This window comes from Chitinivorax sp. B (assembly GCF_005503445.1).
Classification (GTDB): Bacteria; Pseudomonadota; Gammaproteobacteria; order Burkholderiales; family SCOH01; genus Chitinivorax.
The window spans coordinates 53910-80624 of the sequence record NZ_SCOH01000003.1 but is presented as its reverse complement, the minus strand read 5'-3'; the positions used below and the strand labels follow the sequence as shown (position 1 = coordinate 80624).

The 26715-nt window shown below is 53.5% G+C and carries 24 protein-coding genes; 7 read left to right on the top strand and 17 right to left on the bottom strand.

What is annotated here, in order from left to right:
• Positions 1–83 precede the first annotated feature (83 nt).
• The gene (gene hemN / locus FFS57_RS02975; RefSeq protein ID WP_137936273.1) at positions 84–1502 is read right to left on the bottom strand and encodes an oxygen-independent coproporphyrinogen III oxidase; all 1419 of its coding nucleotides are present in this window, start codon (positions 1500–1502) and stop codon (positions 84–86) included.
• Between the two features lie 117 nt (positions 1503–1619).
• Between hemN and fnr the strand changes: the two genes are divergently transcribed.
• Positions 1620–2375 (top strand): fumarate/nitrate reduction transcriptional regulator Fnr, encoded by a 756-nt coding sequence (gene fnr / locus FFS57_RS02970; protein WP_137936272.1) that lies wholly within the window; start codon positions 1620–1622, stop codon positions 2373–2375.
• 110 nt (positions 2376–2485) lie between these two features.
• Here the strand turns inward: fnr and FFS57_RS02965 are convergent, their stop codons facing one another.
• The 9 genes from FFS57_RS02965 to FFS57_RS02925 form a co-directional block, all read right to left on the bottom strand.
• The gene (locus FFS57_RS02965; RefSeq protein ID WP_137936271.1) at positions 2486–2758 is read right to left on the bottom strand and encodes a hypothetical protein; all 273 of its coding nucleotides are present in this window, start codon (positions 2756–2758) and stop codon (positions 2486–2488) included.
• Between the two features lie 67 nt (positions 2759–2825).
• Positions 2826–3338 (bottom strand): FixH family protein, encoded by a 513-nt coding sequence (locus tag FFS57_RS02960; RefSeq protein ID WP_171013534.1) that lies wholly within the window; start codon positions 3336–3338, stop codon positions 2826–2828.
• 10 nt (positions 3339–3348) lie between these two features.
• Positions 3349–4788, bottom strand: a complete 1440-nt coding sequence (ccoG, locus tag FFS57_RS02955) for a cytochrome c oxidase accessory protein CcoG (protein WP_137936269.1) — start codon at positions 4786–4788, stop codon at positions 3349–3351.
• Positions 4789–4940: 152 nt separating this feature from the next.
• Positions 4941–5900, bottom strand: a complete 960-nt coding sequence (gene ccoP / locus FFS57_RS02950) for a cytochrome-c oxidase, cbb3-type subunit III (protein WP_137936268.1) — start codon at positions 5898–5900, stop codon at positions 4941–4943.
• Between the two features lie 37 nt (positions 5901–5937).
• Positions 5938–6099 (bottom strand): cbb3-type cytochrome oxidase subunit 3, encoded by a 162-nt coding sequence (locus FFS57_RS02945; RefSeq protein ID WP_137936267.1) that lies wholly within the window; start codon positions 6097–6099, stop codon positions 5938–5940.
• Positions 6100–6104: 5 nt separating this feature from the next.
• Complete coding sequence (ccoO, locus tag FFS57_RS02940) at positions 6105–6719, bottom strand: cytochrome-c oxidase, cbb3-type subunit II (RefSeq protein WP_137936266.1); 615 nt, start codon at positions 6717–6719, stop codon at positions 6105–6107.
• 15 nt (positions 6720–6734) lie between these two features.
• Positions 6735–8171 (bottom strand): cytochrome-c oxidase, cbb3-type subunit I, encoded by a 1437-nt coding sequence (gene ccoN, locus FFS57_RS02935; RefSeq protein ID WP_137936265.1) that lies wholly within the window; start codon positions 8169–8171, stop codon positions 6735–6737.
• Between the two features lie 164 nt (positions 8172–8335).
• Positions 8336–8506 carry a cbb3-type cytochrome oxidase assembly protein CcoS gene (gene ccoS / locus FFS57_RS02930; protein WP_137936264.1) on the bottom strand — a complete coding sequence of 57 codons (171 nt, stop codon included), beginning with the start codon at positions 8504–8506 and terminating at the stop codon, positions 8336–8338.
• Between the two features lie 26 nt (positions 8507–8532).
• Positions 8533–11052: a heavy metal translocating P-type ATPase gene (locus tag FFS57_RS02925; RefSeq protein ID WP_137936263.1), complete on the bottom strand. Its 2520-nt coding sequence runs from the start codon at positions 11050–11052 to the stop codon at positions 8533–8535.
• A gap of 133 nt (positions 11053–11185) precedes the next feature.
• Here FFS57_RS02925 and FFS57_RS02920 point away from each other — a divergent pair, with 133 nt between their 5' ends.
• On the top strand, positions 11186–11818 hold the full coding sequence (locus FFS57_RS02920) for a TetR/AcrR family transcriptional regulator (protein ID WP_171013532.1): 633 nt from the start codon (positions 11186–11188) through the stop codon (positions 11816–11818).
• 131 nt (positions 11819–11949) lie between these two features.
• Here FFS57_RS02920 and FFS57_RS02915 read toward each other — a convergent pair whose 3' ends face one another.
• The 5 genes from FFS57_RS02915 to prpB form a co-directional block, all read right to left on the bottom strand.
• Entirely contained in the window at positions 11950–13392 is a 1443-nt protein-coding gene (locus FFS57_RS02915; RefSeq protein ID WP_137936261.1) for a bifunctional 2-methylcitrate dehydratase/aconitate hydratase, read from the bottom strand.
• Between the two features lie 28 nt (positions 13393–13420).
• Entirely contained in the window at positions 13421–13969 is a 549-nt protein-coding gene (locus FFS57_RS02910; RefSeq protein ID WP_137936260.1) for a hypothetical protein, read from the bottom strand.
• Positions 13970–14123: 154 nt separating this feature from the next.
• Entirely contained in the window at positions 14124–15281 is a 1158-nt protein-coding gene (gene prpC / locus FFS57_RS02905; RefSeq protein ID WP_137936259.1) for a bifunctional 2-methylcitrate synthase/citrate synthase, read from the bottom strand.
• Between the two features lie 64 nt (positions 15282–15345).
• Positions 15346–15909 carry a GNAT family N-acetyltransferase gene (locus tag FFS57_RS02900; protein WP_137936258.1) on the bottom strand — a complete coding sequence of 188 codons (564 nt, stop codon included), beginning with the start codon at positions 15907–15909 and terminating at the stop codon, positions 15346–15348.
• Positions 15903–16793 (bottom strand): methylisocitrate lyase, encoded by an 891-nt coding sequence (gene prpB, locus FFS57_RS02895; protein WP_137936257.1) that lies wholly within the window; start codon positions 16791–16793, stop codon positions 15903–15905. Before prpB ends, FFS57_RS02900 begins: the two co-directional genes overlap by 7 nt.
• Before the next feature lie 186 nt (positions 16794–16979).
• On the opposite strand from prpB, the gene prpR reads away from it, so the two are divergent.
• From prpR to FFS57_RS02870, 5 genes are all read left to right on the top strand, one after another.
• Positions 16980–18872, top strand: coding sequence for a propionate catabolism operon regulatory protein PrpR (gene prpR / locus FFS57_RS02890; protein ID WP_137936256.1), 1893 nt, complete (start codon positions 16980–16982; stop codon positions 18870–18872).
• Between the two features lie 319 nt (positions 18873–19191).
• Positions 19192–19800: a type 2 periplasmic-binding domain-containing protein gene (locus tag FFS57_RS02885; RefSeq protein ID WP_137936255.1), complete on the top strand. Its 609-nt coding sequence runs from the start codon at positions 19192–19194 to the stop codon at positions 19798–19800.
• A gap of 1029 nt (positions 19801–20829) precedes the next feature.
• Positions 20830–22029, top strand: a complete 1200-nt coding sequence (locus tag FFS57_RS02880; RefSeq protein WP_137936254.1) for a glycine C-acetyltransferase — start codon at positions 20830–20832, stop codon at positions 22027–22029.
• A gap of 63 nt (positions 22030–22092) precedes the next feature.
• Positions 22093–23124: an L-threonine 3-dehydrogenase gene (tdh, locus tag FFS57_RS02875; RefSeq protein WP_137936253.1), complete on the top strand. Its 1032-nt coding sequence runs from the start codon at positions 22093–22095 to the stop codon at positions 23122–23124.
• Positions 23125–23271: 147 nt separating this feature from the next.
• Positions 23272–23637, top strand: a complete 366-nt coding sequence (locus FFS57_RS02870; protein ID WP_137936252.1) for a NirD/YgiW/YdeI family stress tolerance protein — start codon at positions 23272–23274, stop codon at positions 23635–23637.
• A gap of 91 nt (positions 23638–23728) precedes the next feature.
• On the opposite strand, the gene FFS57_RS02865 is transcribed toward FFS57_RS02870, so the two are convergent.
• Complete coding sequence (locus FFS57_RS02865) at positions 23729–25441, bottom strand: RICIN domain-containing protein (RefSeq protein ID WP_137936251.1); 1713 nt, start codon at positions 25439–25441, stop codon at positions 23729–23731.
• A gap of 365 nt (positions 25442–25806) precedes the next feature.
• A complete protein-coding gene (prmB, locus tag FFS57_RS02860) occupies positions 25807–26706 on the bottom strand; it encodes a 50S ribosomal protein L3 N(5)-glutamine methyltransferase (RefSeq protein ID WP_137936250.1) in 900 nt (299 codons plus the stop codon).
• Positions 26707–26715: the final 9 nt, after the last annotated feature.

Sequence of the window (26715 nt, the reverse complement as noted above, 5' to 3'; positions counted from 1 at the left end):
GAGGTGTGAAGCAAGGGGATAAAAAGACCGCGCCTTGCGGCGCGGGAGGTAAGTGAAGCGCTGTGGCCCCGCAAAGAATGCGGTCAGATCACTTTCGAGTACTTCTGTCGTTCCTCATCATGTCGCAGATAGCGGTCAAACACCATACAGATAGTGCGAATCAGCAGTCGCCCTTTCGGTGTGATGGTCAGCCATCCATCTTTGATTGACAGCAGGCCTACTTTCTCATACTCCCGCAACTGCACCAGTTCAGTTGCAAAATAGCGGTGGAAGTCAACTAGATGGGCAATCTCGAGTGACTCGATAGAGATTTCGAACTGACACATCAGTGCCTGAATGATGGCACGGCGTAGCAGGTCATCCCCAGTCAGCTCAATGCCACGCATGATGGGTAGCTCGTCACGATCCAGGCAATCATAGTATTCGTCGAGCGTGCGATAGTTTTGACTATAAGTCGGGCCGATCTTACCGATTGCGGATACGCCCATTGCGACCAAATCACAGTCTGCATGGGTTGAATAGCCCTGAAAGTTACGATGCAATCGACCTTGCCGCTGCGCAATGGCTAATTCGTCATCTGGTCGGGCAAAATGATCCATCCCGACATAGATGTAACCTGCATCGGCCAACTTGGTGATGGCATGCTTCATGATATCGAGCTTGACCTTGGCTTGTGGAAGGTCAATTACATTGATCCGGCGTTGTGGCTTGAATAGCTGCGGCATGTGCGCATAGTTGTAGATCGACAACCGATTCGGACTCATGGCAATGACTTTGTCCAAGGTGTGATCGAACGACTCGACAGTCTGCAGAGGCAAGCCATAAATCAGATCCACGCTGATCGATTTGAAACCATTGGACCGCGCTGCCTCCATCACTGACTGTGTTTCTTCCTCGGATTGCACACGGTTGACTGCTACCTGTACTGCATGTTCGAAATCCTGCACACCAATGCTCATCCGATTGAAGCCTAACTTGCCCAACAAGGTAACCGTGTCAGTATCGACTTTACGTGGATCGATTTCGATCGAGTATTCGCCGTTGTCCACCAGTTGAAAGTGTTCTCGGGTGGCCGTCATCAACTCGATCATTTGCTCGTGGGGCAGAAAAGTCGGTGTGCCACCGCCCCAATGTAACTGTTCAACACGACGATCTCTGCCCAATAACGAAGCTTGCAACTTCATTTCGTGTACCAGATACCGTACATATTTTGCCGAACGCCCCCGGTCCTTGGTGATCACTTTGTTACAGGCACAGTAGTAACAAACGGTATTGCAGAATGGCAAGTGGAAATATAGCGATAGCGGGCGTGCTAGTGGGCCAATATTGCGTCGGCGCATCCAGGCTGCATAGCCGTCCTGGTTAAAGGCTTCAACGAAGCGATCAGCCGTGGGGTAGGACGTGTATCGCGGGCCGTTGCGATCTAACCGACGAATCAATTCCAGATCAACATCGACCGTGTTGTAGTCGCCCAGGGCTGAGGGAAGGGTGAGAGTGGACATTGTTGAATCTGCCTGGATGGATCGATGTTTGAATCATGCCAGTGCGCAGCGCAATCCCATTTGATTTGGGTCAACATCCGTGTCATAGTGCCACTGTTTTGTCCGTGGCCCGCATCTATGCAGCAATCCACATCCATTCCCATTCGAGATATTTCGTTCAAACAACTGAAGGCTGCATGCTCGACATGTACGCTACAAGAGTTATGTTTACCGTTTGGCATATCACTGGACGAATTGGTGCAACTGGAGCGCCTAGTCAATCAAGGTGTCAAAGTCAAGAAGGGTGAAGCGCTTTACCGTGCTGGTGAGGCGTTCAAATCGCTTTATGCCATTCGCACTGGTTTCTTCAAGACGGTTGTATTGTCGGAGGATGGCCGTGAGCAGGTTACTGGTTTTCACATGTCTGGCGAGCTGATGGGGTTGGATGCGATCAGCTCCGAGAGTCATACCTGTCACGCCATTGCGCTGGAAGACAGTGAAATTTGTGAAATGCCTTATCAACGGCTTGAAGATTTGTGTCGGGCTATTCCTGCACTACAGCGTCACCTTTATAAGGTGATGAGTCGTGAGATTGTGCGTGATCATGGCGTGATGATGTTATTGGGCAATATGAAAGCGGAAGAGCGTCTAGCTGCGTTCCTGCTTAATTTGTCACAGCGTTTTGCAGCGAGAGGTTATTCGGCCAGTGGCTTTCATTTGCGAATGACGCGTGAGGAAATCGGTAGCTTTCTGGGTCTGAAACTGGAAACGGTTAGCCGCACCTTGTCACGCTTTCAGGATGAGGGTTTGATCACAGTGCAGAACAAGCATATCGAACTCAAAAACATGCCAGCACTGAAGAGTTTGCTGAGCGGGTGTGCGGGAAATAACTGATTCCTGGCATCATTGGCGGTGGTATGAAAAAGCCGGTGAAACATCACCGGCTTTTTTTCGGCTGTTCAACACCCAACCCAAGCACTTTGCAGTCGACACGGCTCATCGCGTCAATGGTGAGCCTGATTGGGGTGGTGTGAATCCAGGGTGCAGAAACGATTGACATCGTTGGGGTTGCGTTGAAAGAACAGTGTCAACCAACTGTCACCCATGGCAAACATCCAGAAAACAAAGAAGCCCAATGAATATGTGGCGATGCGGTACTCGGCAAGGGATGTACCGAATATCACCAGGTCGGCCGGATCAAGAAAGGTAAAAAACAATACCGTCATGACGCCAGCCACCAGAAACGACGGCCATAAAATGGATATTGCCTTCTGCATGCAAATCTCTCCTCAATGGATTTGTGGTGAATCGCATGCGACATAACCAATATATGAAAACAACAGGCTATTGATTTGCCGCCGTTTTTAGAGTTATGGCTTTATCTTGATCGCTTTGCCACATGCCTGTCAAGCGCCATCGCTGCAAGGGCTCTTCAATGCTGACGTGCCATTTTCCGTGGATGGGCTTGGGCAAGTTGACCTGATAGTTTGTCCCGGAAATTTGCTTGGCCTTTAGTGCCATGTCCTGGCCTGCCAAGGTGGGATGCATCAATTTAAAGGTCAGCTCAGCTGTTTGGTGCAGCTTTGTGTTTCCGTTCAGGAAAAGACGTATTTCCTGATTGCCAGCGCCGAGCATCAGATCTACTTGCAATCCCAAATCCTTGGCGATCTGATCGCGAGCCAGATCCTGGTTGATTTCCTTGCCTTGTTTGTAATAGTCATCCACCACCAGTGCATCATCATGTTTGATCGCCAGCCAGGCGGTGATGAAGCCGGCGACCACCACGATGGCTGGCCCTGCCATCAACAACCAGGGGGCGCTATAACGGTACCAAGGCTTGTCCTGCTTTGACTGCATTTTGTCTCTTTCAACGTGCGGTAATGAAGCTGCTTTGTTGTTCAACGGTGACATTGGGGTCGTCAGCCGCTTGAATCCGGAAAACGATGGTTTGGGTGCCAATGCTGGCTTCTGCCTTGTTGATTTGTACACTGACCGGCAGAGAGAAGGTACTGGCCGCAGGTATTTCGACCTGTTTTTCACCAATCAGTTGCAATGAAGGTGTGCCATTGGCGCTCACAACATAGCGACGTGCTGATTCGGATGTATTAATGATTTGCAACTGATAAAGGTTTTCCAATTTGCCGTCATCAGTCTCTCGAACCAAGGTGGCCCGATCGCGAATCACATTAAGTTTTACTGGCTCACGTAAAGCGAGTGTAATAATCATGGCAATGGCAACACTCAAGCTGGCCACGGTGTACATCACCACGCGTGGTCTGACCAGTTGTTTCCAGAATTGGTTGTCCGGGTATTTGCCTTCCATGGCATTTTCGGTCGTGTAGCGGATCAGGCCGCGAGGGTAGTTCATCTTGTCCATGACTTGATCACAGGCATCAATACAGGCGGCACAGCCGATGCACTCGTATTGAAGGCCGTGTCGAATGTCGATCCCGGTTGGGCAGACTTGTACACAGATGCCACAATTGATGCAGTCACCTAAGCCCTCGGCTTTGTAATCCGTTTTTCTGCTACGAGAGCCGCGCGGTTCGCCACGAGCTGCATCGTAAGAGATCACCAGTGTGTCCTGATCAAACATGACACTTTGGAAGCGAGCATAGGGGCACATGTATTTGCAGACCTGCTCACGCATGAAGCCTGCGTTGCCATAGGTGGCAAAAGCGTAGAAGCCAATCCAGAATAGTTCCCATGAGCTCAGAGTCCATTGCCAGACCTCGATCCATAAGGTGCGGATTGGGGTGAAGAAGCCAACAAAGGTGAAGCCTGTCCACAGCGACAGCGAAATCCAGATCAAGTGCTTGCCACCGCGTCGCCGCAATTTTTCGAACGACATCGGTGCTTCATCCAGCTTGCGGCGTTTGACATGGTCACCTTCCACCCAGTGTTCAATCCAGAGGAACAGCTCGGTATAAACGGTTTGTGGGCAGGCGTAACCACACCATAACCGGCCGGCAATAGTCGTCCACCAAAATAGGGCAAAGGCACATAAAACAAGCAGTCCGGCCAGCAGGATGAAATCCTGTGGCCAGAAAACCACACCAAAAATGTAGAACTTGCGGTTAGCCAGATCAAACAGCATTGCTTGGCGATTGTTCCAAGTCAGCCAAGGGACACCATAGAAAAACAGCTGCGTGACGATAACCATGGCTACGCGCCAATTATTGAATATGCCGTTGACCCAGCGGGGATGGATTTTTTTGCGGACTTCGTAGAGCTCTTGGATTTCGCCTGATTCGTTGGCGCTGGTGTTCACAACCTTGATTGGAATATTCTTGAGGCGGTCGCCCATAGCGGTTTCCCTGACATCTGACTACGCGGTGTGGTGCGTCATTCCAATTGGCACTGCAAGCAATGCAAATCGGAATCGAATCACATTGTTCCCGGCATTGCACCGGATCGGAAGGGAGGACACGGGCCATTGACCCGTATCCTGTCGCCAAACTACTTGTTTGCTGCTGGAGCGGCTTGTGCTTGGGGGTTATTGCTCAGGCCATAAACATATGACGCGAGTAAGTGGACCTTGGCATCGCCCAGAAATTCCTTCCAGTTTGGCATCACGCCGTTGCGGCCATTTGTCACGGTCTCAATGATGGCTTGTTGGATGGCATCCGGATTGGTTTGTGATGCTGCATACAGCCAGGTTTTGTCAGTCAGGTTCGGCGCGCCCATCGACTGATTGCCCTTGCCATCCGGCCCGTGGCAGGCTGCACAGATAGCAGCAAAGGTTTCCTTGCCACGTGCTGCGCGATCTGAGTTGTGTTGCAAATCAGACAGCGATAGTACGTATTGAGCGACATCCTTCACACCATCTTCACCCAATGCTGCGCCAAAGGGGGGCATCGCGCCCTTGCGGCCAGCCATGATGGACTCCTGGATCTTCTCAGGGTCACCGCCATACAGCCATTCATGGTCGGTCAAATTGGGGAAGCCCTTGGCACCTTTTGCATCTGCACCATGACACTGTACACAATACGTGCCAAACAGGCGCTGACCCATCTGCTTTGCTTCCGGGTCGGCTGCAACCTGCTTGATGTCCATTTTCAGGTATTTGTCGTAGATGGCCTGATAACGTGCTTCAGCTTGTTTTCGTTCAGCTTCGTACTGACCAACGGCTGTCCAGTTCTTGGAGCCAGCATATACGCCCAGGCCAGGGTAGAGCGCCAAGTAGACGATGCCGAAAACGAGTGTCAGCCAAAATAGGCCCATCCACCATTTGGGCATTGGGTTGTTGTACTCTTCCAGGTCTTCATCCCAGACATGGCCGCAAGTCTCAACCTTCTCACCAGGCGCCTTACGCTTGATACGTTGAGATATCAGCAGGTAGCCCAAACCGATAATGCCGCCAAGAACGATGGCTGCAACCCAGTAGCTCCAAAATCCGCTAACGAAATCTTGATTCATCTTCATCACTCCGCTTATGCGTTGCCGAGTTCAGCCATCACGATGATTTATCGGATGGTTTGTCATCATCTTCTACGATTTGCCGAGCAGCATCTTCATAGGTTTTCTTGTTGTGACGGCTGAATGCCCAGATCACAATCACCAGAAAAATGCCGAGCGATATGATGGTGAAGATGGAGTTGAACTCGGACAACGTCATGGCTGTTACCTCTTGTTCTTCAGCGCCAAACCCAGGCCTTGCAGATAGGCAATCAGGGCATCCATTTCAGTCTTGCCTTCTGCGGCGGCCACTGCACCCTTGATGTCCTCGTCGGAATAGGGAACACCAACCTTGCGCAGTGCCTGCATCTTGGCGGGCAGGCTGGCGGCATCAACTGGGTTGCGGGCAAGCCACGGGAAGGCGGGCATGTTGGACTCGGGCACGACATCGCGGGGATTCATCAGGTGGACGCGATGCCAGTCATCGGAATAACGACCACCTACGCGTGCCAGATCCGGGCCGGTCCGCTTGGAGCCCCATTGGAACGGATGGTCGTAGACCGATTCGCCGCCCACCGAATAGTGGCCATAACGCTCGGTTTCTGCGCGGAATGGACGAATCATTTGAGAGTGGCAACCATAACAGCCTTCGCGAATATAGATGTCACGACCAGCCAGTTGCAGTGCTGGGTAAGGTTTTACACCTTCGATTGGCTGAGTGGTCGATTTCGAGAAGAACAGCGGAACGATTTCGACCAAGCCGCCAAAGCTCACGACCAATAGCGTGAAAACGATCAGCGCCAGCGTGTTTTCTTCGATCAGTTTTTGAATTTTTTCCATGATGCGTATTCCTGCTTAGGCGTGAGCGTGGGCAACCGGGGCCGGGATGTTGGCCTCGACAGGTTTACCTTGAACAACGGTCTTGAAGACGTTGTATGCCATTACCAGCATGCCAGACAGGAACAGGAAGCCACCCAGGAAGCGTACGGTCAGATACGGATACTTCGCCGCTACCACTTGTGCAAAGGTGTAGGTCAGCGTGCCATCTGGGTTGACTGCGCGCCACATCAGACCTTCCATCACGCCTGAGATCCACATCGAGGCGATATACAGCACTACGCCGATGGTGGCCATCCAGAAATGGGTTTCGATCAGCTTGATCGAATGCATCTGTTCGCGGCCAAACAGGCGGGGAACCAGATAGTAGATCGAGCCGATGGAAATCATTGCCACCCAGCCTAGAGCGCCAGAATGAACGTGGCCAATGGTCCAGTCAGTGTAGTGGCTGAGCGCGTTGACGGTCTTGATCGACATCATCGGGCCTTCGAAGGTCGACATGCCATAGAACGACAGCGCAGTGATCAAGAACTTGAGGATTGGATCGGTACGCAGCTTATGCCATGCGCCAGACAAGGTCATGATGCCGTTGATCATGCCACCCCAGCTGGGTGCCAGCAGAATCAACGAGAACACCATGCCGACAGATTGCGTCCAGTCTGGTAGTGCGGTGTAGTGTAAGTGGTGTGGACCTGCCCACATATAGGTGAAGATCAGCGCCCAGAAGTGCACAACAGACAAGCGATACGAGTAGACTGGACGGCCAACTTGTTTAGGGATGAAGTAATACATCATGCCCAAGAAGCCTGCAGTCAGGAAGAAGCCCACCGCATTGTGGCCATACCACCACTGAACCATGGCGTCTGCAGCACCAGCATAGACTGAGTAAGACTTCATTGAAGCCAAGCTGACTGGAATAGCCATGCTGTTTACGATGTGCAGCAACGCAACGGTCAGAATGAAGCCACCGTAGAACCAATTAGCCACATAGATATGCTTGATCTTGCGCTTGGCCAGGGTGCCGAAGAATACGATGGCGTAGGATACCCACACCACCGCAATCAGCAGGTCAATCGGCCATTCCAGCTCTGCATATTCTTTACCGGAAGTGAAGCCCATTGGCAAGGTCAGTGCAGCGAGCACGATAACTAGTTGCCATCCCCAGAAGGTGAAGGCTGCGAGCTTGTCGGAGAACAAGCGCGTGTGACAGGTACGTTGAACCACATAATAAGATGTGGCAAACAGGGCGCACCCGCCAAAGGCGAAGATGACGGCATTGGTGTGCAGAGGGCGTAGGCGGCTGTAGGTCAACCATGGCGTATCAAAGTTGAGTGCAGGCCAGACCAGCTGCGCTGCAATCAAGACTCCAACCGCCATGCCTACAATCCCCCAGACGACCGCCATGATGGCGAACTGCCGCACCACTTTATAGTTGTACGTGGATTGCGATTGCATGGACTTCTCCCAGTGTTGCGTAAAAACGTGCGTATTTCGCGATGCATCAAGTGTTCATGCTAACTTGCGCCATACGCGTGATTCTTGATTTGGGTCAAAGGGTGTATGTTGCTTGCTGCAATGCGATAAAAGCGTGCATCGCAACATAAACAAACGATTATACATCACTTCTCCTCCTCGGGCTCGCTCTGGGCTTTGTCGTCATCCATGATGATGCGATGGGCTGGACCCTCGAGATCATCAAGCTGGCCATTCTGTATCGTCCACCAGAACAGGCCGGCAATCAGCAGTACCAGCACCACGCTCAATGGAATGAGTAAGTATAGGATTTCCACAGTTTTTCGCTTTCGGCGGTAAGGCGCTAACTATCTGATTGCTTGGTAAAGTCGGTGGCAATATGCCGAAGGTTGGCATCTTCGGGCTGTGGATTGCACTTGATGGGTGGTTTGAGTAGTCGTAAAGCATTGCCAATCACCAATAAAGAGCTCAAGGCCATGCCGATACTGGCCAGCCATGGGGTCACCAAGCCCGCCATGGCTGCGGGCAATGCAATCAGGTTATAGCAGAGTGCCCACCACAGATTTTGGCGGATGATGCGTTGGCATCGCGTTGCAACACCAAGCGCTTGGTCGATGGCGTGAAGTTGATCATTGATCAGGACCATATCTGCCGAGGCGCGTGCCACATCGGTACCACCGCCCAGTGCGATGGAAAGCTGTGCAGCGCCCAATACCGGGGCGTCATTGACACCATCTCCAATCATAGTGACAGTGGCGCCGCGCCGCTGAATGTCGGTTATTGCATCCAATTTACCTTGTGGGGTCAGGCCGCCTATGGCTTGCTCAAGGCCAAGACGGTCAGCCAATGCCTGAACCGGACCCGGTGCATCGCCGCTCAACAGCAAGCATTGTTTTCCCAATGCATGCAAACGGCGAATCAGCGGTTCAGCATCAGGGCGGATGACATCGCCCAGCTCGAAGCAGGCCAACCAGCGAGTGGGGGTGCCAAGATAAACCGGGGTGCTGTCGTCAGCGGTGGGTGGGTAACTGGGTGGGAGTGGGCCGGCAATGGCTGCGACGTAGTCAAGGCGACCCAGGCGATAGGTTTGTCCGTCGATCTGACCACTGATGCCGTGACCTGTTTGGGCGGTAATCTGAGTGGCATGCAGGATGGATGGGGGGGCTTCATCGCATAGTGCACGTGCAATCGGATGCTCTGACCCGGACTCGAGCGCGGCAGCCAATGCATGGGCATGATCGCGATCAGTGTCCAAAAAGGCAGTCAGCGTACGCAGGCGCATTTTACCGAAGGTTAAGGTGCCGGTTTTGTCAAACGCGAAATGCGTGGTTTGGGCTAAGGTCTCCAGCGCATGGCCACGTGTAACCAGCAAGCCCAGCTTGGACAGCGTGCCGGTTGCGGCGGCCAGTGCGGCCGGGGTGGCCAGTGACAAGGCGCATGGACAACTGATGACCAGCACTGAAATGGTGATGCTGAGTGCACGTGATGGGTCGACCCACCACCAGCAGGCGTAAGTCACAGCGGCCACCAGCAGTAGTGCAGCTACAAAGCGAGCTGAGATGCGATCCGCCAGTTGAGCCAGTTGTGGCTTTTGCGACATGGCCCGATCCAGCAAGCGAACAATGGACGCCAGTGTGCTGTTTTGGCCAACACGTTCAACGGCCATGATCAATGGACTCCCAATGTTGGTGGCACCACCAATCACTACGTCGCCAATAGCTTTCTGAATGGGGCGGCTTTCTCCGGACATCAGTGATTCGTCTACACCGGATTCGCCTTCCAGCACGCGCCCATCGGCCGGAATGGTTTCGCCTGGCTTGACCAGCAGGACCGTGCCAGGTGTCAGGCTGGCCACGACTATTTCCTGCTGTTCGCGGTTGGCTGGGTAGTGTGGGAGGTGATGAGCAAAGGCCGGGATCAGTCGAACCAGGGTATCGACCGCTGCCCCAGCTTTGCGTCGTGCCATGGATTCGAGAAACCGGCCGCCCAGTAGCAGGAACACAAACATTGAAACTGAGTCGAAATACACTTCGCCACTGCCTTGCCAAAGTGCCCAGCAACTGGCTAGAAACGCGATCAGAATACCCAACGTGACGGGTACATCCATACCGACTCGTCGGGCTTTCAGGTCATTGATGGTGCCACGATAGAAAGGGACGGCAGAATAGATGACTGTTGGGATGGTCAATACAAGGCTGGCCCAGCGCATCAGTTGTTCAATGTCGGCGGTCATGTCGCCGTCTGCCAGATAGACTGGTACTGCGTACATCATGACTTGCATCATCGACAAACCTGCTACCCATAGGCGTGCCAGTGCACTCTTGCGTTCTTTTTGTGCTAGCTGGTCCTGCCGTTCCGCATCGAATGGATGCGCTCGATATCCAATATCTGTGATGGCCTGCAGGATGTGGCTGAGCTGTGTGACCTGATTGTTCCAGCGAATGCGGGCACGATGTGTGGCGTAATTGATGTCGACCGACAGGACTCCTGACTGTCGGGTCAGGTGTTGCTCATTCAGCCAGACACAGGCAGCACAGGTGATGCCTTCCAGGATCAACGCCGCCTCGCGGATATGTTCGCTCTCTTGGTGAACAAAGCTACGTTGGATGTCGGGTGAGTCGTACAGACAAATCTGCTGTAACACATCGTCAGGGAGCGGCTCGACTTTACCTGCTTCGACATTGCGGTGGCGGTAGTAATCACCCAGCCCGTTGTCGATAATGGTTTGAGCGACAGCTTGGCATCCGGCACAACAGGCAGGGTGAATTGCCTGATCCAGCTTGATGGTGAACGGACTGTCGTCGGGTACGAAAAGGCCGCAATGAAAGCAGATCGGCCTAGATGCTGCGGTGCGATAATTCATGGCGGAATTGTAAACGAATTCAATCGTGATCGTTTGATGAATGTCAATTGCGAAATTTCGTATGTATTGGCTGGGCTTAGCTTCACTTATAATGTGGAGCTATCATTCAAGCGATACTGATCAAGGTGCCAACGTGGGGATAACAGAACGTCGTCAGCGTGAGAAAGAAGCACTCTCGCAAAAAATCATTGATGCAGCGCGGGAGATCTTCATCAAGGAAGGTTACAGTGCTGTAACCATGCGCCGCATCGCCGACAAGATTGAATATTCGGCAACAGCTATTTATAGCCACTTCAAGGATAAGGACAGCTTGCTGCGTGCCATCACGGCGGCAGATTTTCGTGCGCTGACCACCATGCTGCATGAGTTGGGTAATGTGACGGACCCAATCGAGAAATTGCGGTTGATGGCACATGCCTATGTCGAATTCGGGGTGACTCATCCCAATCAGTACCGACTGATCTTCATGACTCGGCAGCCGCATTACTCAACGCGGGTGGCCGAAGAGCTGCATGGTGACCCGGAGCAGGATCCCTATGCCTGGGTGATACTGGTACTAAAGGAAGCGCTGCGTGAGGGCAATCTGAAGTTTCCGGAGCAAGATCTGGACGTGATGGCACAAACTTTGTGGAGTGCTTTCCACGGCTTGGTTTCCTTGCACATATCACTGGGGGAGGAGCCCTGGGTGGAATGGGCGCCGGTGAAGCAACGTGTGGACGTGATGTTCAAGATGTTGTTGGCAGGTGTGTTGGCTAGCCAGCGCTGATCAGGGAATCTGTATCCCGCCCTTGTTCCAATGCCACACGACTCTATTGATGATGCGCGTCGTGTAAAAAAGCCCGGCACAAGGCCGGGCTAACACGCCGTTGGAACTTCCAACAAAAAACTTGAAACCGATCAGATCACGAACAGGTCGACAAACTCGTTGACTGATGTCGCTTCCAGCTTGGCCTGATCGGCAGTCAAGGCCAGGATTGCTACCTGTTGCTTGGCCGGGAAGCGGCGTGCCAGATTGGTTTTGAACTTGGCTTCCAATACCGGGATGCCCTCTGCGCGGCGGCGACGGTGACCGATCGGGTATTCAACTTCGATACTGTCCGTTTTGCTGCCATCACGGAAGAATACTTGCATGGAATTGGCGATCGAGCGCTTTTCCGGGTCCAGATAGTCTTTGGTGTAACGTGGGTCTTCCACACATACCATCTTGTCACGCAGCACGTCGATACGCGGATCGACCGCGACTTCGTCTTCGTAATCGGCTGCAGTCAGATTGCCCTTGATCAAGCCGATGGCAGTCATGTACTGGATGCAGTGGTCGCGGTCGGCTGGGTTGTTCAGCGGGCCTTTCTTGTCGATGATGCGGATCGCTGATTCATGGGTGGTGATAACCACTTTCTCAATGTCATCCAGGCGGTCCTTGATCAGCGGGTGCAGCTTCAGCGCGCATTCCACAGCAGTTTGTGCATGGAATTCAGCCGGGAAGCTGATCTTGAACAGCACGTGTTCCATTACATAGCTGCCATAGGGGCGCTGGAATTTGAATTCATTGCCCTTGAACAACACGTCATAGAAGCCCCAAGTCTTGGCAGTCAGTACGCTGGGGTAGCCCATTTCACCTTTGAGGGTGAACAGTGCGAGGCGTACAGCGCGGCTGGTAGCATCGCCTGCAGCCCAGCTCTTGCGGGATCCAGTGTTGGGTGCATGGCGATAGGTGCGCATGGCTTGGCCATCTACAAAGGCTTGTGAAACGGCATTGATGATCTCTTCGCGCGTGCCGCCCATCAATTGGGTACATACGGCAGCGGAAGCCACTTTTACCAGAATCACGTGGTCGATGCCCACGCGGTTGAAGCTGTTTTCCAGCGCCAGGCAGCCTTGAATTTCATGTGCCTTGATCATGGCGGTCAGCACGTCTTTCATGGTCAACGGCGCCTTGCCATTGGCCATGCGAGTGCGGCTGATCCAGTCTGCGGTGGCGAGGATGCCGCCCAGATTGTCGGACGGGTGGCCCCATTCTGCGGCGAGCCAAGTGTCGTTGAAATCCAACCAGCGGATCATTGCGCCAATGTTGAAGGCGGCCTGGACCGGGTCCAGCTGGAACTGGGTACCGGGTACCTTGGCACCGTTGGGTACCACAGTGCCAGGTACGATTGGTCCCAGCAACTTGGTGCAAGCCGGGTATTCCAGTGCTTCCAAACCGCAACCGAGCGTATCGATCAGGCACAGGCGGGCGGTATTAAAGGCTTCGCTGGAGTCGATCACTTTGTCGGTGACGTAATTGGCGATGTCAACGAGCACCTGATCGGGATCAGGGCGAATGTTCGAAATATGGGCGGACATGTGGATTGTTCCTTATTCAGAGCATTGATCAATCGAGCAACGCTTCGATCTCCTCTACCAGTCGGTCGGCAAAGAACGGAGTCTTGGCCTTGCCTATCGCCTTGCGAAAATCTTCCAGCAGGCTTCGGAGTTCAGCGGCGTTACTGCATCGTTCTACTTTCAAGGTAAAAAACACCGCTTTTAGGCCAAGGTGCTTGGAAGCGGCTTCATTCATCAGCCGTGTTGCTTCCTGAAAACGGTTGAACACCTGGCCACTGCCACGGCGTTCGACGGGCGGTGGGGCTGCCTGCTGGACGACTGCAGGTGCCGGTGCGCGACTGGAAACGCGGTTGTCCGGCATGGCGATCCTTGGCACGGCAGGCGCTTCGTTGACAATCAAGCCCATCGCCATCAGTTTATCCAGGCTGTCTGCCGGAGCACCCAGTGACACGGCCAGTTTCATCAATTCCGACGCTTGTCGTTTCCCATCAATCTGCAACAGCAGAGTTCGCAAACGTCCATTCAGGTCCGGATAGCGGCTACGGTCCAGCACCGCTTGTTGCCCTGCATCCGTTTTTACCAAGATTGCATTCGACATCGACTGTTTACTCCTTCTCCACGTTTTTTTGTCCCAAGGCTTTGGCGCCTTGATGTAGCGGGGAGGTTAGCACAATCCGAATCGATGTCGAACGCAAAAGAATGGGTGCTTTGTCGGCCGGCTTTTATGCGCGCTGACCGATGTTCACGTGGTTTTAGTGGCGTTCTATCAGCGGTACAAATTTCAGATCTTCCGGCCCGATATAATTGGCGCTTGGGCGGATGATTTTGCCGTCGATGCGTTGTTCGATGACATGTGCACTCCAGCCGGAGGTGCGCGAAATCACAAAGAGCGGCGTGAACATGGCGGTCGGTACACCCATCATGTGATAGCTGACGGCCGAGAACCAATCCAGGTTCGGGAACATCTTCTTGATATCCCACATCACGCTTTCCAGGCGGTCGGCGATATCGAACATCTTGGTGCTGCCAGCAGCTTTACTCAGATTGCGGGCCACTTCCTTGATTACCTTGTTACGTGGGTCGGACACAGTGTAGACCGGGTGGCCGAAACCAATGACCACTTCTTTGCGCTCAACACGAGCACGGATGTCAGCCTCGGCTTCATCCGGGTTGTCATAGCGCTTCTGGATTTCGAAGGCTACTTCATTGGCACCACCATGCTTCGGGCCGCGCAGTGCGCCAATGGCCCCCGTGATGGCGGAATACATGTCCGACCCTGTACCAGCGATGACACGACCTGCAAAGGTAGAAGCATTGAATTCATGCTCGGCATACAGTACCAGCGAAGTATGCATGGCCTTAACCCACAACGCGGATGGCTTCTCGCCATGTAACAGGTGCAGGAAGTGGCCGCCGATCGAATCATCGTCGGTTTCTACATCGATACGCTTGCCATTGTGACTGTAGTGATACCAGTACAGCAGAATGGAGCCGAATGATGCCATCAGCCGGTCAGCAATATCGCGCGCGCCGGCGGTGTTGTGGTCATCCTTTTCGGGCAATATGCAACCGAGTGTGGATGCGCCGGTACGCATCACATCCATCGGATGGGTAGTGGCGGGGAGTTGCTCCAGGACTGCCTTTACCGCAGCGGGTAGGCCGCGTAGTGACTTCAATTTGGTTTTATAAGAAGTTAGCTCGGCACGGTTAGGAAGCTTGCCGTGCACCAGCAGGTAGGCGATTTCCTCGAATTCGCAGTTGTCGGCAACGTCCAGAATGTCATAGCCACGATAGTGCAGATCGTTGCCAGTGCGGCCTACGGTGCACAGTGCTGTGTTACCAGCAGCAACGCCGGACAGGGCGACAGATTTCTTGGGCTTGGGTAGAACTTGTTCGGTCGTTTCGCTCATCGGTTTCCTCCATCTCGCTAACTGCGGTGCAAATGCCGCATGGCATGGTGCCCGCCTGATACATTTAAGGGTGTAGTGACTTCCAGTGGGTGCGGTTGATCCGGTACAGCACGTGTCGCTGCAAGGGATGCCCAGCCGTAACGCGCGGATGGTCGAAATCGTCGGCAGGATTGTGCTGCATGCCGATGCGTGCCATGACAGCCCGAGATGGCAGATTGCCGACGGCCGTTAACGCGACAACTTCGTCCAGCTCAAGTTGCGTGAACCCATGATCCAATGCCAGCCGGGCGGCTTCAGTGGCGTAGCCCTGACCCCAGCAAGAGACTGCGAGCCGCCAACCAATCTCCACGCAAGGGGTGAAATGGGCCGCCCAGCCAGTGCGCAGCAGCCCGACCATACCGGCAAAATGGGTCGTGCCAGGGATTTCCACCGCCCAAAACGTAAACCCATGCTGCTCGGCATGGTCGCGAAGGCGGGCCATTTCACCGGCGGCTTGCTCGCGGTCCGCAACGGACGGGAAGTACTGGCGCACAACGGGGTCCGCATTGATAGCAGCCCACGCGTCCAGATCGTCATCGTGCCAGTCGCGCAACAACACGCGTTTCCCTTGCAGGGTAAACGTCACGATGGCTTGCCACTGGCAAACAGGGCGTCCAGCTTTTGCTCGAAAGCGTGGTAGCCCAGGTGATCGTAAAGCTCCATGCGAGTCTGCATGGCCCCCAGTGCCGGTTGTTGGGTGCCTTGCTGCAGTATGGTTTCGTACACACCCAGCGCAGCTTTGCTCATGGCCCGGAACGCAGACAACGGGTACAGGATCAGGCTGACATTGGCACTGGCCAGCTGCTCGCGGGTAAACAACGGAGTGGCGCCGAATTCGGTAATGTTGGCCAGAACCGGTACTTTGACCGCAGCAGCAAATTCCTTGTACATCGACAGCGCTGTCATCGCTTCCGGAAAGATCATGTCAGCACCTGCTTCCACACACGCGCAGGCACGGTCGATGGCTGCCTGCAGCCCTTCCACGGCCAAGGCATCGGTGCGCGCCATGATGACGAAGTCGGAATCGGTTTTGGCATCGACCGCTGCTTTGACCCGATCGATCATTTCCTCCTGCGACACAATTGCTTTACCGGGGCGATGTCCACAGCGCTTTGCCTGAACCTGATCTTCAATATGCACAGCGGCGGCGCCTGCCTTGATCATGCTTTTGATGGTGCGGCCAATGGTGAAGGCCCCCCCCCAGCCGGTATCGATATCCACCAGCACTGGCAAGTCCGTTACATCGGTCATACGGCGTACATCGATCAGCACGTCTTCCAATGTTGTGATGCCGAGGTCTGGAATGCCGCAGGAGCTGGCTGCCACGCCACCACCCGAAACATAAAGCGCCTTTGCGCCGCTGTGTTCGGCCAACTTGGCGGCATAAGCATTGATGGCACCTAACACCTGCAGGGGTTTGTGGTCGTTGACGGCCTGGCGGAAACGCGCGCCAGGTGAGATCGGTCGGGTCATGGGGTTCTCCTTTTCCTGATTGGGTTGTCAAGACGCAAGATTTGGGCCAGCTGCAGTATCTGACGCCATTTCTGGCGATAGTTCCAATGCAATCAGGCATCTGGTGGCGCATACTGCATGCACGGCGTTTTTCAGGTATGTTTCAGGTTGAAATAAATGTGTTTCAAAGCTGAAACGGATGTGGTGATGAATACAAAGACCCAGTTGGTGGTGGTCGCCACCAAAGGCTTGGCCGACTTGGTGCGGACTCTGTTGGCTGAGTATGCTCCCCACGCGGACATCCGCCTGCTGGACAAGCCATTGGACGAGGCCGTGCCGGATGCAGTGGCACTGCATCGTGCAGGGTTGCTGGACGTGGCGATTGCTGCTGGCGTCACGGCCCAGCGACTACGGGCAGCATTGCCGGTGCCGGCGGTGATGATCAAGGTGGGTGGCTACGACATCATGCAGGCGCTGGTGCGGGCTCGGCGCTTGTCGAGCAAGGTGGCCATTGTGACCCGGCAATCGCTGGCCGGGGAGTTTGATGACATCAAACCTTTGCTCAATCTGGATGTGGTGCAGCTGAATTATCACGACGATACCGAAGCGCGCGCCTTGTTTCATGAATTACATGCGCGCGGTGTCGATGTCGTGATTGGTTCCGCGCAGGTAGCGTGGTTGGCAGAACAGGAGGGTTTGACCGGCATTGTGATCTATTCCGAGGCGGGTATTCGACAGGCATTCGACGATGCACTGGAAATTGCCCGTATCGCCGGAATCGAAGAAGCCAAGCGGGAACGGGTCGGGAATATTCTCTATAGCTTGGTAGAGGGAGTGGCCGCGGTCGATATGCAGGGTTGCATCCAAGCACTGAACCCTGCCATGGAAAAGTTGCTGGGGATATCTGCCGATTGGGCGTTTCAGCAGCCGCTCAGCAAGGTGGCGCCAGGGCTGGCGGTGGAAGACGTACTGGCAACCGGACAGGCCGCAATGGAGCAGGTACAGACCGTCAATGGCCGTACGTTGGTGGTGAACCGGATGCCGATTGTGGAGCGCGGAGAGCAGACCGGTGCAGTGCTGACATTTCAGGATGCGACGCTGATCCAGCGTGCTGACCGAAAATTACGTTCACAAAGTCGACACCACCAATTCGTCGCACGTTACCGGTTTGATGACATTGTTGGTGAATCTGATGTAATGAAGGAGGCCAAGGAATTGGCCCTGCTGTATGCGCGGTCAGATGCGACGGTGCTGATTGCCGGCGAGTCCGGCACAGGTAAGGAGTTGTTTGCACAGAGTATTCACAATGCAGGTAAACGTACCCGGGCGCCGTTTGTGGCCATCAATTGTGCGGCCTTTCCTGAAAGCCTGCTGGAAAGCGAGCTGTTTGGGTATGAGGAAGGCGCGTTTACAGGGGGGCGCAAGGGTGGCAAACCGGGTCTGTTCGAATCAGCTCATACTGGGACCATTTTTCTCGATGAAATCGGCGAGATGCCACTCAGCCTGCAGACCCGTCTGTTACGGGTGCTGCAGGAACGCGAAGTGCTGCGCCTGGGTAGCAATGAGCCGACACCGGTGGATGTCCGGGTGATTGCCGCGACCCATCGTGATTTAAGGCAACTGGTTGCTCAACGCGACTTTCGGGCTGATCTCTTCTTCCGGCTCAATATCTTGAATCTTGGCTTGCCGCCATTGCGTGAGCGGTTGGGCGATATCCCGCACATTTCCCGCTTGCTTGCCACGCAGGCATTGGCGAAGCTTGGCGCCCAGCGTGATGTTGACGGCATGTTGGCGACGTTGCTGCCTTACCTGTTGCAATACCACTGGCTGGGTAACGTGCGAGAGCTGGAGAATCTGATCGAGCGCATATCGGTGTTTTATGACGAAAAGGGACAGCTGGATGAAACCATGGTGTTTCGGTTGGCGCCAGAGCTTCAACTGCAAACCAGCCAAGGTACGCACACCCGTACCGATGGCGATCGCATGCTGGCCGTGCTGGCAGCGTGTGGTGGTGATCATGGCAAGACCGCAGCGCAATTGGGGGTCAGTCGGACTACATTATGGCGGCGCTTGAAGGCTGTAGCGGAACGTGAGCGCTGAAAGCGCTTGGCCGGTGTAGTAGGGTGCATGCCGGCCATGCTGCATGATTCATGAACATTGCTTCGATTCAACTTGTGCAGGTCAAACCCCACAGCCAAATATCACGAGAAGCGCCAAGATCGATTCATTTCCCAGCGCCATGGCCCAGCAACGACAGAATCAACTGCCGTACCAACCATGCCTGATCAAGCTGATCCTGGTGCTGGCCTGTCTAGTCTTAATGGATAGAGCCCGAGCAGATAGTCCCGATATCATGGTGTTAGGGGTGGAAGATGATTGGGCGCCTTATGCTTAGTTGGACAATGGTAAACCCAGTGGCATGGCGGTGGATATTGTCACCCAGGCGCTGGCAGCAGCGAGCAGTCGGGTGCAACTGAACCCGATGCCGTGCTCAAGGTGCATGCAACTGACTCGAATCGGGCGGTTGACCGGTTGTTTTGATACAGTGCGGGATCGTAGCCTAGAGACTGAGTACCTATTCCACCGGCAGTCGTTGTTTCAAGCAAATGCCAATATCTACACACGAGTACATGCCAAGCAAATCAGCCGACAGTCCAAATTGACAACGCAGGATCTGGAAGGGCGGCGGGGCGGCGTTACCAATGGTTATACCTATGGTGACGAATTCGACTTCAATACCAATATCAACAAGGATATCTCGACTCACGACGTGGATAGCCTGCACAAGTTGATGCTGGGCCGGGTCGATTATGTGGTGATGTTTGAAAAGGTTGCTACATATCTGGCTCGTCGTTACCCGGATACGTTTGGTGACATGATTCGTCAGGTTGGTCTGATACGACCCATGTCATTGTATGTGTCCTTCAGCAAACGTCATCCGCTGGCGCCAAGTTACATGGCCGCACTTGACAGAGGTTTGGTCATCATCCGCCAGAATGGCGAGTATGCAGTGATTGAGGCGCGTTGACGGTAGCGCGCTGAGCACCTGGATGCTCATTTGTTGCCACGCATACTACCAATTATATTTTCGGATTTAATTGAATGTGAATTGGTTATTTATTAAAAAAATCTTGTTTGTTTAGTAATCATTTCCTATATTGCCGGCTATTCAGGTAATTTGTGATGAGTGTTGATTTGTTCTGATTGGTGGTGTGGGTTGAAGTAAGTATTTCGTTAATTGATATGGGTGAATTCAGTGAAATGTGCTGGGTGTTTATGGGGCAGTTGGCGGTGCGATTTGTATTTTGATTGGATGGTGGCATTCGTTGCCGAGTCTGATGGCTAGCCGGGTAACGAATATCGAGCCTGATGGCAGCGGGTCAGATTGGGGTCAGTCTGATTTGGATCTGCTATTAGGCTAGGTGATTTTCTGCATGATTTAGTTGAATGGCTCATGCTGTTTGAGCTGAAAATAAGTTTTTTGATATGGGTCAATAAAATTGAATCATTGATAGTTAAGAATTTGTGGCGTTGGCTCTTATGAGTAAATGAAATGATAGGGTAAGTGGATTAACTGTCCGGTTCCGGGATGTTGCGGGCTGTCAGTATGAGCCGGCGTGACGCGGGTGCAAGCTGACTTGTGTTGTTTGGGCTTGACGATTGATGTGTTGGCTTGACTGCCTGACCATTGGCCAGGCAGAGGTATGTGACTGTTCCTCTCTCTTCTCCAAGCGATTGCCGGCATGTAACCCATGCCGGCTTTTTTTATGCTGTCTACTGTCCTGCTGGCAAACTGTAATGGTTGACTTCAGGCCAATCTGGCAGGCGCCGAAACAGGCTGAATGCACTACAATCGTCAGATGCCCAAGCAGCAGGCGATCCCTGCCAGGGCGAATCCCAATACAGGTAATCGCCGTTATCCCCTGCGATTGCAATCCCGGCTGGTGCTGGCCTGGCGCAATTGATTTGCGCAGGCACGCTCGTCTGTTCGATGATTGTGGCGCAGCAGCGGTGCTGCCGATGACAGCCATATACGGACCGTGAAGGAGACTCACCCATGCCAGCTAATCTGCTCGACCACCTCCGCGAGCAAATCGATACCCTGCACCACGAAGGCTATTACAAGCCGGAGCGCATCATTGCTAGCCACCAGCGTCCAGATATCCGGCTTCAAGATGGCAAGCCAGTTCTCAATTTCTGCGCCAACAACTATCTTGGTCTGGCAGACGATCGACGTCTGATCGAAGCGGCCAAACAAGGGGTGGAACATTACGGATATGGTGTGGCTTCGGTAAGGTTCATTTGCGGTACGCAAACCGTGCATAAAGAACTGGAACAGGCTATCAGCCGTTTTCTGGGAACGGATGACACCATTTTGTATTCCAGTTGCTTCGATGCCAATGGCGGCGTATTTGAAACATTGCTGGGTGAAGAGGATGCCGTGATTTCGGATGAACTGAATCACGCCAGCATCATTGATGGTATCCGTCTGTGCAAGGCCAAGCGGTTCCGTTATCACAACAATGACATGGTCGATCTGGAAGCCCAGTTGCAAGCGGCCGACGCAGCTGGTAGCCGTTTCAAGCTGATTGTGACCGATGGCGTGTTCTCGATGGATGGCATCATCGCCGATCTTAAGTCCATCTGCGCCCTGGCTGACAAGTATGGCGCGCTGGTGATGGTGGACGACAGTCATGCAGTCGGTTTTATCGGTGAGAATGGCCGTGGTACACCGGAATTGTGTGGCGTGGCGGATCGAGTCGATATTTATACCGGCACACTTGGCAAGGCACTGGGTGGTGCATCTGGCGGTTATGTGGCGGCGCGTGCGCCGATTGTTGAGTGGTTGAGACAACGTTCCCGACCCTATCTGTTCTCCAATTCATTGGCCCCAGTCATCACGGCGGCCAGCCTTGAAGTATTGCGAATTCTGGAAAGCGATGGTGCTCGCTTGCGCGCACGTTTGCAGGAAAATGCCCAGCACTTCCGACGTGAAATGGGCAAGTTGGGCTTCAATCTGGTGCCCGGTCAGCATCCGATTGTTCCTGTGATGTTGGGTGAAGCAAAATTGGCAGGTGATATGGCTGCAAAGCTATTGGCGGAGGGTGTTTATGTGATCGGCTTTTCGTTCCCGGTCGTCCCCAAAGGCAAAGCCCGTATCCGGACTCAAATGTGCGCAGCTCATACTCCGGAACAGATCGACCAGGCTGTGGCCGCTTTTGCCAAGGTAGGGCGTGAACTGGGTGTGATCAATTAAAATTCAATATTGGGCCGGCTGCGCCCGGTCCACACTAAAAACAGGATGTTGGAGGATAGTAGTATGAAAGCACTCGCCAAACTTGAACGCGCCCCTGGCTTGACCATGACTCGTGTCAAGAAACCGGAGATCGGGCATAACGACCTGCTGATCAAAATCCGCAAGACGGCTATTTGCGGTACGGATATCCATATCTGGAACTGGGATGAATGGGCGCAGGCCACCATTCCTGTCCCCATGCATGTTGGCCATGAATATGTCGGTGAAGTGGTGGACATGGGTGTTGAAGTACGTGGCTTTGCAACGGGTGATCGTGTCAGTGGTGAGGGGCATATCACCTGTGGCTATTGCCGCAACTGCCGGGCTGGGCGCCGCCATTTGTGCCGCAATACGGTGGGTGTAGGGGTGAATCGTGAAGGTGCATTTGCGGAATACCTGGTTATCCCTGCCTTCAATGCGTTCAAGATTCCTGATGACATTCCAGATGAAATCGCCTCAATTCTTGATCCGTTCGGCAATGCGACTCATACGGCCCTGAGCTTCAATCTGGTAGGGGAGGACGTCCTGATTACCGGTGCTGGCCCGATTGGTATCATGGCTGTGGCCATTGCTCGCCATGTTGGCGCCCGCCATGTGGTGATTACCGATGTCAATGATTACCGACTGGAACTTGCCCGCAAGATGGGGGCAACCCGCGCCGTCAATGTGTCACGTGAGAGTCTGAAAGACGTCATGCGTGATCTGCACATGACGGAAGGTTTCGATGTTGGTATGGAAATGTCCGGGAACCCGGCAGCATTCCGTGATCTGCTGGAAAGTATGAATCACGGCGGCAAGGTTGCCCTGCTGGGAATTCCGCCGAAAAATACATCCATTGATTGGAACCAGGTCATTTTCAAAGGGCTGGAAATCAAAGGCATTTACGGCCGCGAGATGTTTGAAACCTGGTACAAGATGGCAGCAATGCTGCAATCGGGTTTGGACATCAGTCCGATCATTACACATCGTTTCTCTGTAGACCAGTATGAGACCGGTTTCCTGGCCATGTTGTCCGGGCAATCCGGGAAGGTCATTCTGGATTGGACTGGGGCCTGACGTGAGGGAATGGGCATTTGCTGAATCGGTGATATGCCCAGACGCTTAACATAAAAGATGGAACCGAATGCAGCCTGAGTTGACCAATCCATTTTCTGTGCCGGCATATGCTTTGGTACTTCTATAGATCAGTCAGAGGGGAAGCTTATGCCCGTACCACGATATGGCTTGATTGTGCTGCTGGCCGCTAATGCACTTACCTTGTCAGCTAACAGCATGGCGGAATATATTGGCCCGGCTGCGCAAGTGGTCGCCACATCCGTCAAAGCGATTCTTGCGAACCCCGTGGATGATCAACAAGTGGTTGCTCGCGGTCATATTCTGCGGCAAGTGTCGAAAGACAAATACATTTTTTCGGATGGTACGGCTGAGATCCGGGTGGATATTGATGCCAAGTATTTCCCGGCCGAGAAGATCAGTGACAAGACGATTGTTGAGATTCGTGGCGAAGTGGAAAAAGATTTTCTGGAATCCCCTGAAATCGATGTTCATGCCGTGACGGTAGTTCGTTGACGTTGAACGGGGATAGGGTGAGGAAGCGACCGTCAGCTCTGGCAAAAAAGACATGTCGGGCCAGATTCGTCTAGCCCGACGTTTTTTTCTATCAACGCTTCCGGTAGACGCGTACCCAATCCAGCTCCAGCCGTTGTGGGAAGACGGTATTGCTGTCCGGGCTGCCTGGCCAGTTGCCCCCCACCGCCAGATTCAATACCCAATGGAAGCGCTTGTCAAATGGGGCTGGGAATGCACCATTTGGTGTCCACCAGCTGGTGTACTTGGCGTAAAGGGTGTCGTTGACATAGATGCGGATTTCTCTCGGATCCCACTCCATTGCATAGGTATGGAAGTTGCGGGAGACGCTGGATGACGGCGAAATGCCTTTGGTCTGATGCTGGTTGTTCGGCCAGGCAGGGCCGTAGTGCAGGGAACCGTAGACATTGTTACCCCCGGCAGTATCGGTATTGACGGCTTCCATGATATCGATTTCGCCGCTCATCGGCCAACCGCCATATGCCCAGTCAGTTGGTAGCATCCAGATTGCCGGCCAGATGCCTTGGCCGCGGGGCAACTTGGCGCGGGCTTCAAAGCGACCATAAAGCCAGTCGCCCTTGTGATCGCTGTTCAGGCGGGCTGAAGTGTAGTCACGGCAACCATCCGTACTGCAATAACGTTCACGTAGGGCCTGGATGACCAATATGCCATCCTGAATGAAAGCATTTTGGTTACGGTCGGTGTAGTACTGCAGCTCATTATTGCCGCCACCGCCACCGTTCACTTCAAAATTCCATTTGCTGGGGTCAATATTGGGGCCATTGAATTCATCGGCCCAGACCAACTCCCACCCGGGCTTCGGGCCGCCATTACTGCCATCTGCGACCAGGGCCCACTTTTGATTGGGCTGACTGTTACCGCAAGACCATTGAATCACATTGCCACCATCGACCATGCTGCGCTTGTCGACATCCAGGCACTTGTTGGCATGTTTGCTGTGAACTTCATATTGCCCGTTCCCCTTATCGATAAGGAAGAAGCGTTGATAATCAGTGTTCAGGACATTGCCTTGCTGTACGTTGGCCCCATTTACAGTGGCACCTCCACTGACTTCTACCGGCTTGCCACTGTTGATATTCAGCAATTGGTAATAGCCGGCCTTCGTTATCAGGTCAAATGACTGTGCAGCCGTGCTGTTGCATGTCCATTGTTGTACGTTGGCACCGGCATCTTTGCTGGCGCCCGCCACATCCAGGCACAATTCGCTGTGTACGGCCTTGAGCGTGTAGCGGCCGACTGGTACTGCATTACCAGCATTGACCAGCGGGATGAAGCGAAAGCGCTGATTGTTGCTTTGTGCGCAGGACCATTGCTGAATATTGGCGCCATCCTGTGTGCCGTGCTCGGCAACGTCCACACATTTGTTGCTGACTTTGGAAACGATTACATATTCATTGCCGGAAAAACGGCGAATCGCAAAACGCTGTGCATCTGTTCCATTGTCGCTGTATTGCTGAATATTGGCCCCATCGGCGGTTGACGCGCCGGCCACATCCATCACCTTGTTGCTGTTGATATTGACCAACTTGTACCAACCATTGCCCATATCGTTGATATCGAACACTTGAGCTGTATTGCCATTGCAAGTGGCTTGCTGAATGTTGACACTATCACCCGTGCCAGCTCCTGCCACATCAACACACTTACCACTGTGAACCGCTACTGCAATATATCGGCCATTTGGCAGTTCACCTGCTTGAGCCAGATTGCCCAGTGCTAGTCCGACCGCCAGCACAATGACCTGTTTGTAAGGTAGTGTCCTCATTGATTTCTCCGGTTTGTGTTGTGATGAGTGTGAGGGGAGGTGTGAGCGTCATCCCCCGCAGCCCGGATCATAATAGGCCAATGTCATGAGTGGGGGAATAGTCAAGATTGCTTATTCGATGCCAATGATCAAATCAGCTTGAAAGACATATGTATCTGATTGGGATTCGTACATTTATGGTGCCAGACAGCGATCGCACCAATATTCTGGCTGACATTGTTAGCGGTTGGTCATTAGGGGGTGATTCTGTTGTTATGTGCTCCTGTCGGAATCAACGCCCAGTTGATTGGTGCTTGATCAAGCGCACAAAAAAGCCAAGCCACTGAACGTGACTTGGCTTTGGGCTGGCGAATAGGATGGCGTGATCAGACGCGGTTGAAGTCTTCTTTGCGTAACAGGAATACGAAGCCATCACCCCCACTGGTTTCCAACCAGGTAAAAGGTAGGTCGGGAAACTCTTCCTCCAGTATGTCGCGATTATGGCCAATCTCGACAACCAGAATGCCGTGCGGGTTGAGCAGGGTGGGGGCTTCTTCCAGGATCACGCGGGTTGCATCTAGGCCGTCGTCACCTGATCCGAGTGCAAGTTCTGGTTCTTGCAGGTATTCTCTGGGTAATGTAGCGACCGACTCGGCATCCACGTAAGGCGGATTACTGACGATCAGGTCGTAGTGGCGTGATTGGACACTGGCAAACATGTCTGATTGGAGCAAGTTGACCCGATAGCCAAGTTGGTAGGCTTCGACGTTGCGTGCAGCCACAGCGAGCGCATCTGGTGACAGGTCGACGGCATCGATTTCCGCATCAGGGAAAGCATCGGCCATCATGATGGCCAAGCAACCGGAGCCGGTGCACAGATCCAGCCCGCTATGGATCAGTTCCGGATATTCAACCCAGGGTACCAGGTGTTGTCGCAACAGTTCTGCAATGAACGAGCGCGGTACGATCACTCGTTCATCCACATAAAAACGGTAATCTCCCAACCACGCTTCATTGGTCAGGTAGGCGGATGGTTTGCGTTCTTCTACTCGGCGACGCAATACCGCCAACACTTTGGAGACTTCTTCGGGTAACAGGCGGGCGTCCAGAAACGGTTCCAAGCGTTCTAGCGGCAGGTTCAGGCTATGCAGAATCAGATAGACCGCTTCATCATAGGCATTATCGGTACCATGGCCAAAGTGGAGTTGTGCTTCGTTGAAGCGGCTGACAGCAAAGCGGATCAGATCGCGAATGGAATGCAGGTGCGGTGTAGCGGTTTCGAACATGAAAGTTTC

Coding starts and splice junctions, on each gene's coding strand:
- hemN (WP_137936273.1), bottom strand. CDS start 1,502: ATGTCCACTCTCACCCTTCCCTCAGCCCTGGGCGACTACAACACGGTC.
- fnr (WP_137936272.1), top strand. CDS start 1,620: ATGCAGCAATCCACATCCATTCCCATTCGAGATATTTCGTTCAAACAA.
- FFS57_RS02965 (WP_137936271.1), bottom strand. CDS start 2,758: ATGCAGAAGGCAATATCCATTTTATGGCCGTCGTTTCTGGTGGCTGGC.
- FFS57_RS02960 (WP_171013534.1), bottom strand. CDS start 3,338: ATGCAGTCAAAGCAGGACAAGCCTTGGTACCGTTATAGCGCCCCCTGG.
- ccoG (WP_137936269.1), bottom strand. CDS start 4,788: ATGGGCGACCGCCTCAAGAATATTCCAATCAAGGTTGTGAACACCAGC.
- ccoP (WP_137936268.1), bottom strand. CDS start 5,900: ATGAATCAAGATTTCGTTAGCGGATTTTGGAGCTACTGGGTTGCAGCC.
- FFS57_RS02945 (WP_137936267.1), bottom strand. CDS start 6,099: ATGACGTTGTCCGAGTTCAACTCCATCTTCACCATCATATCGCTCGGC.
- ccoO (WP_137936266.1), bottom strand. CDS start 6,719: ATGGAAAAAATTCAAAAACTGATCGAAGAAAACACGCTGGCGCTGATC.
- ccoN (WP_137936265.1), bottom strand. CDS start 8,171: ATGCAATCGCAATCCACGTACAACTATAAAGTGGTGCGGCAGTTCGCC.
- FFS57_RS02925 (WP_137936263.1), bottom strand. CDS start 11,052: ATGAATTATCGCACCGCAGCATCTAGGCCGATCTGCTTTCATTGCGGC.
- FFS57_RS02915 (WP_137936261.1), bottom strand. CDS start 13,392: ATGTCCGCCCATATTTCGAACATTCGCCCTGATCCCGATCAGGTGCTC.
- FFS57_RS02910 (WP_137936260.1), bottom strand. CDS start 13,969: ATGTCGAATGCAATCTTGGTAAAAACGGATGCAGGGCAACAAGCGGTG.
- prpC (WP_137936259.1), bottom strand. CDS start 15,281: ATGAGCGAAACGACCGAACAAGTTCTACCCAAGCCCAAGAAATCTGTC.
- prpB (WP_137936257.1), bottom strand. CDS start 16,793: ATGACCCGACCGATCTCACCTGGCGCGCGTTTCCGCCAGGCCGTCAAC.
- prpR (WP_137936256.1), top strand. CDS start 16,980: ATGAATACAAAGACCCAGTTGGTGGTGGTCGCCACCAAAGGCTTGGCC.
- FFS57_RS02885 (WP_137936255.1), top strand. CDS start 19,192: ATGGCGGTGGATATTGTCACCCAGGCGCTGGCAGCAGCGAGCAGTCGG.
- FFS57_RS02880 (WP_137936254.1), top strand. CDS start 20,830: ATGCCAGCTAATCTGCTCGACCACCTCCGCGAGCAAATCGATACCCTG.
- tdh (WP_137936253.1), top strand. CDS start 22,093: ATGAAAGCACTCGCCAAACTTGAACGCGCCCCTGGCTTGACCATGACT.
- FFS57_RS02870 (WP_137936252.1), top strand. CDS start 23,272: ATGCCCGTACCACGATATGGCTTGATTGTGCTGCTGGCCGCTAATGCA.
- FFS57_RS02865 (WP_137936251.1), bottom strand. CDS start 25,441: ATGAGGACACTACCTTACAAACAGGTCATTGTGCTGGCGGTCGGACTA.
- prmB (WP_137936250.1), bottom strand. CDS start 26,706: ATGTTCGAAACCGCTACACCGCACCTGCATTCCATTCGCGATCTGATC.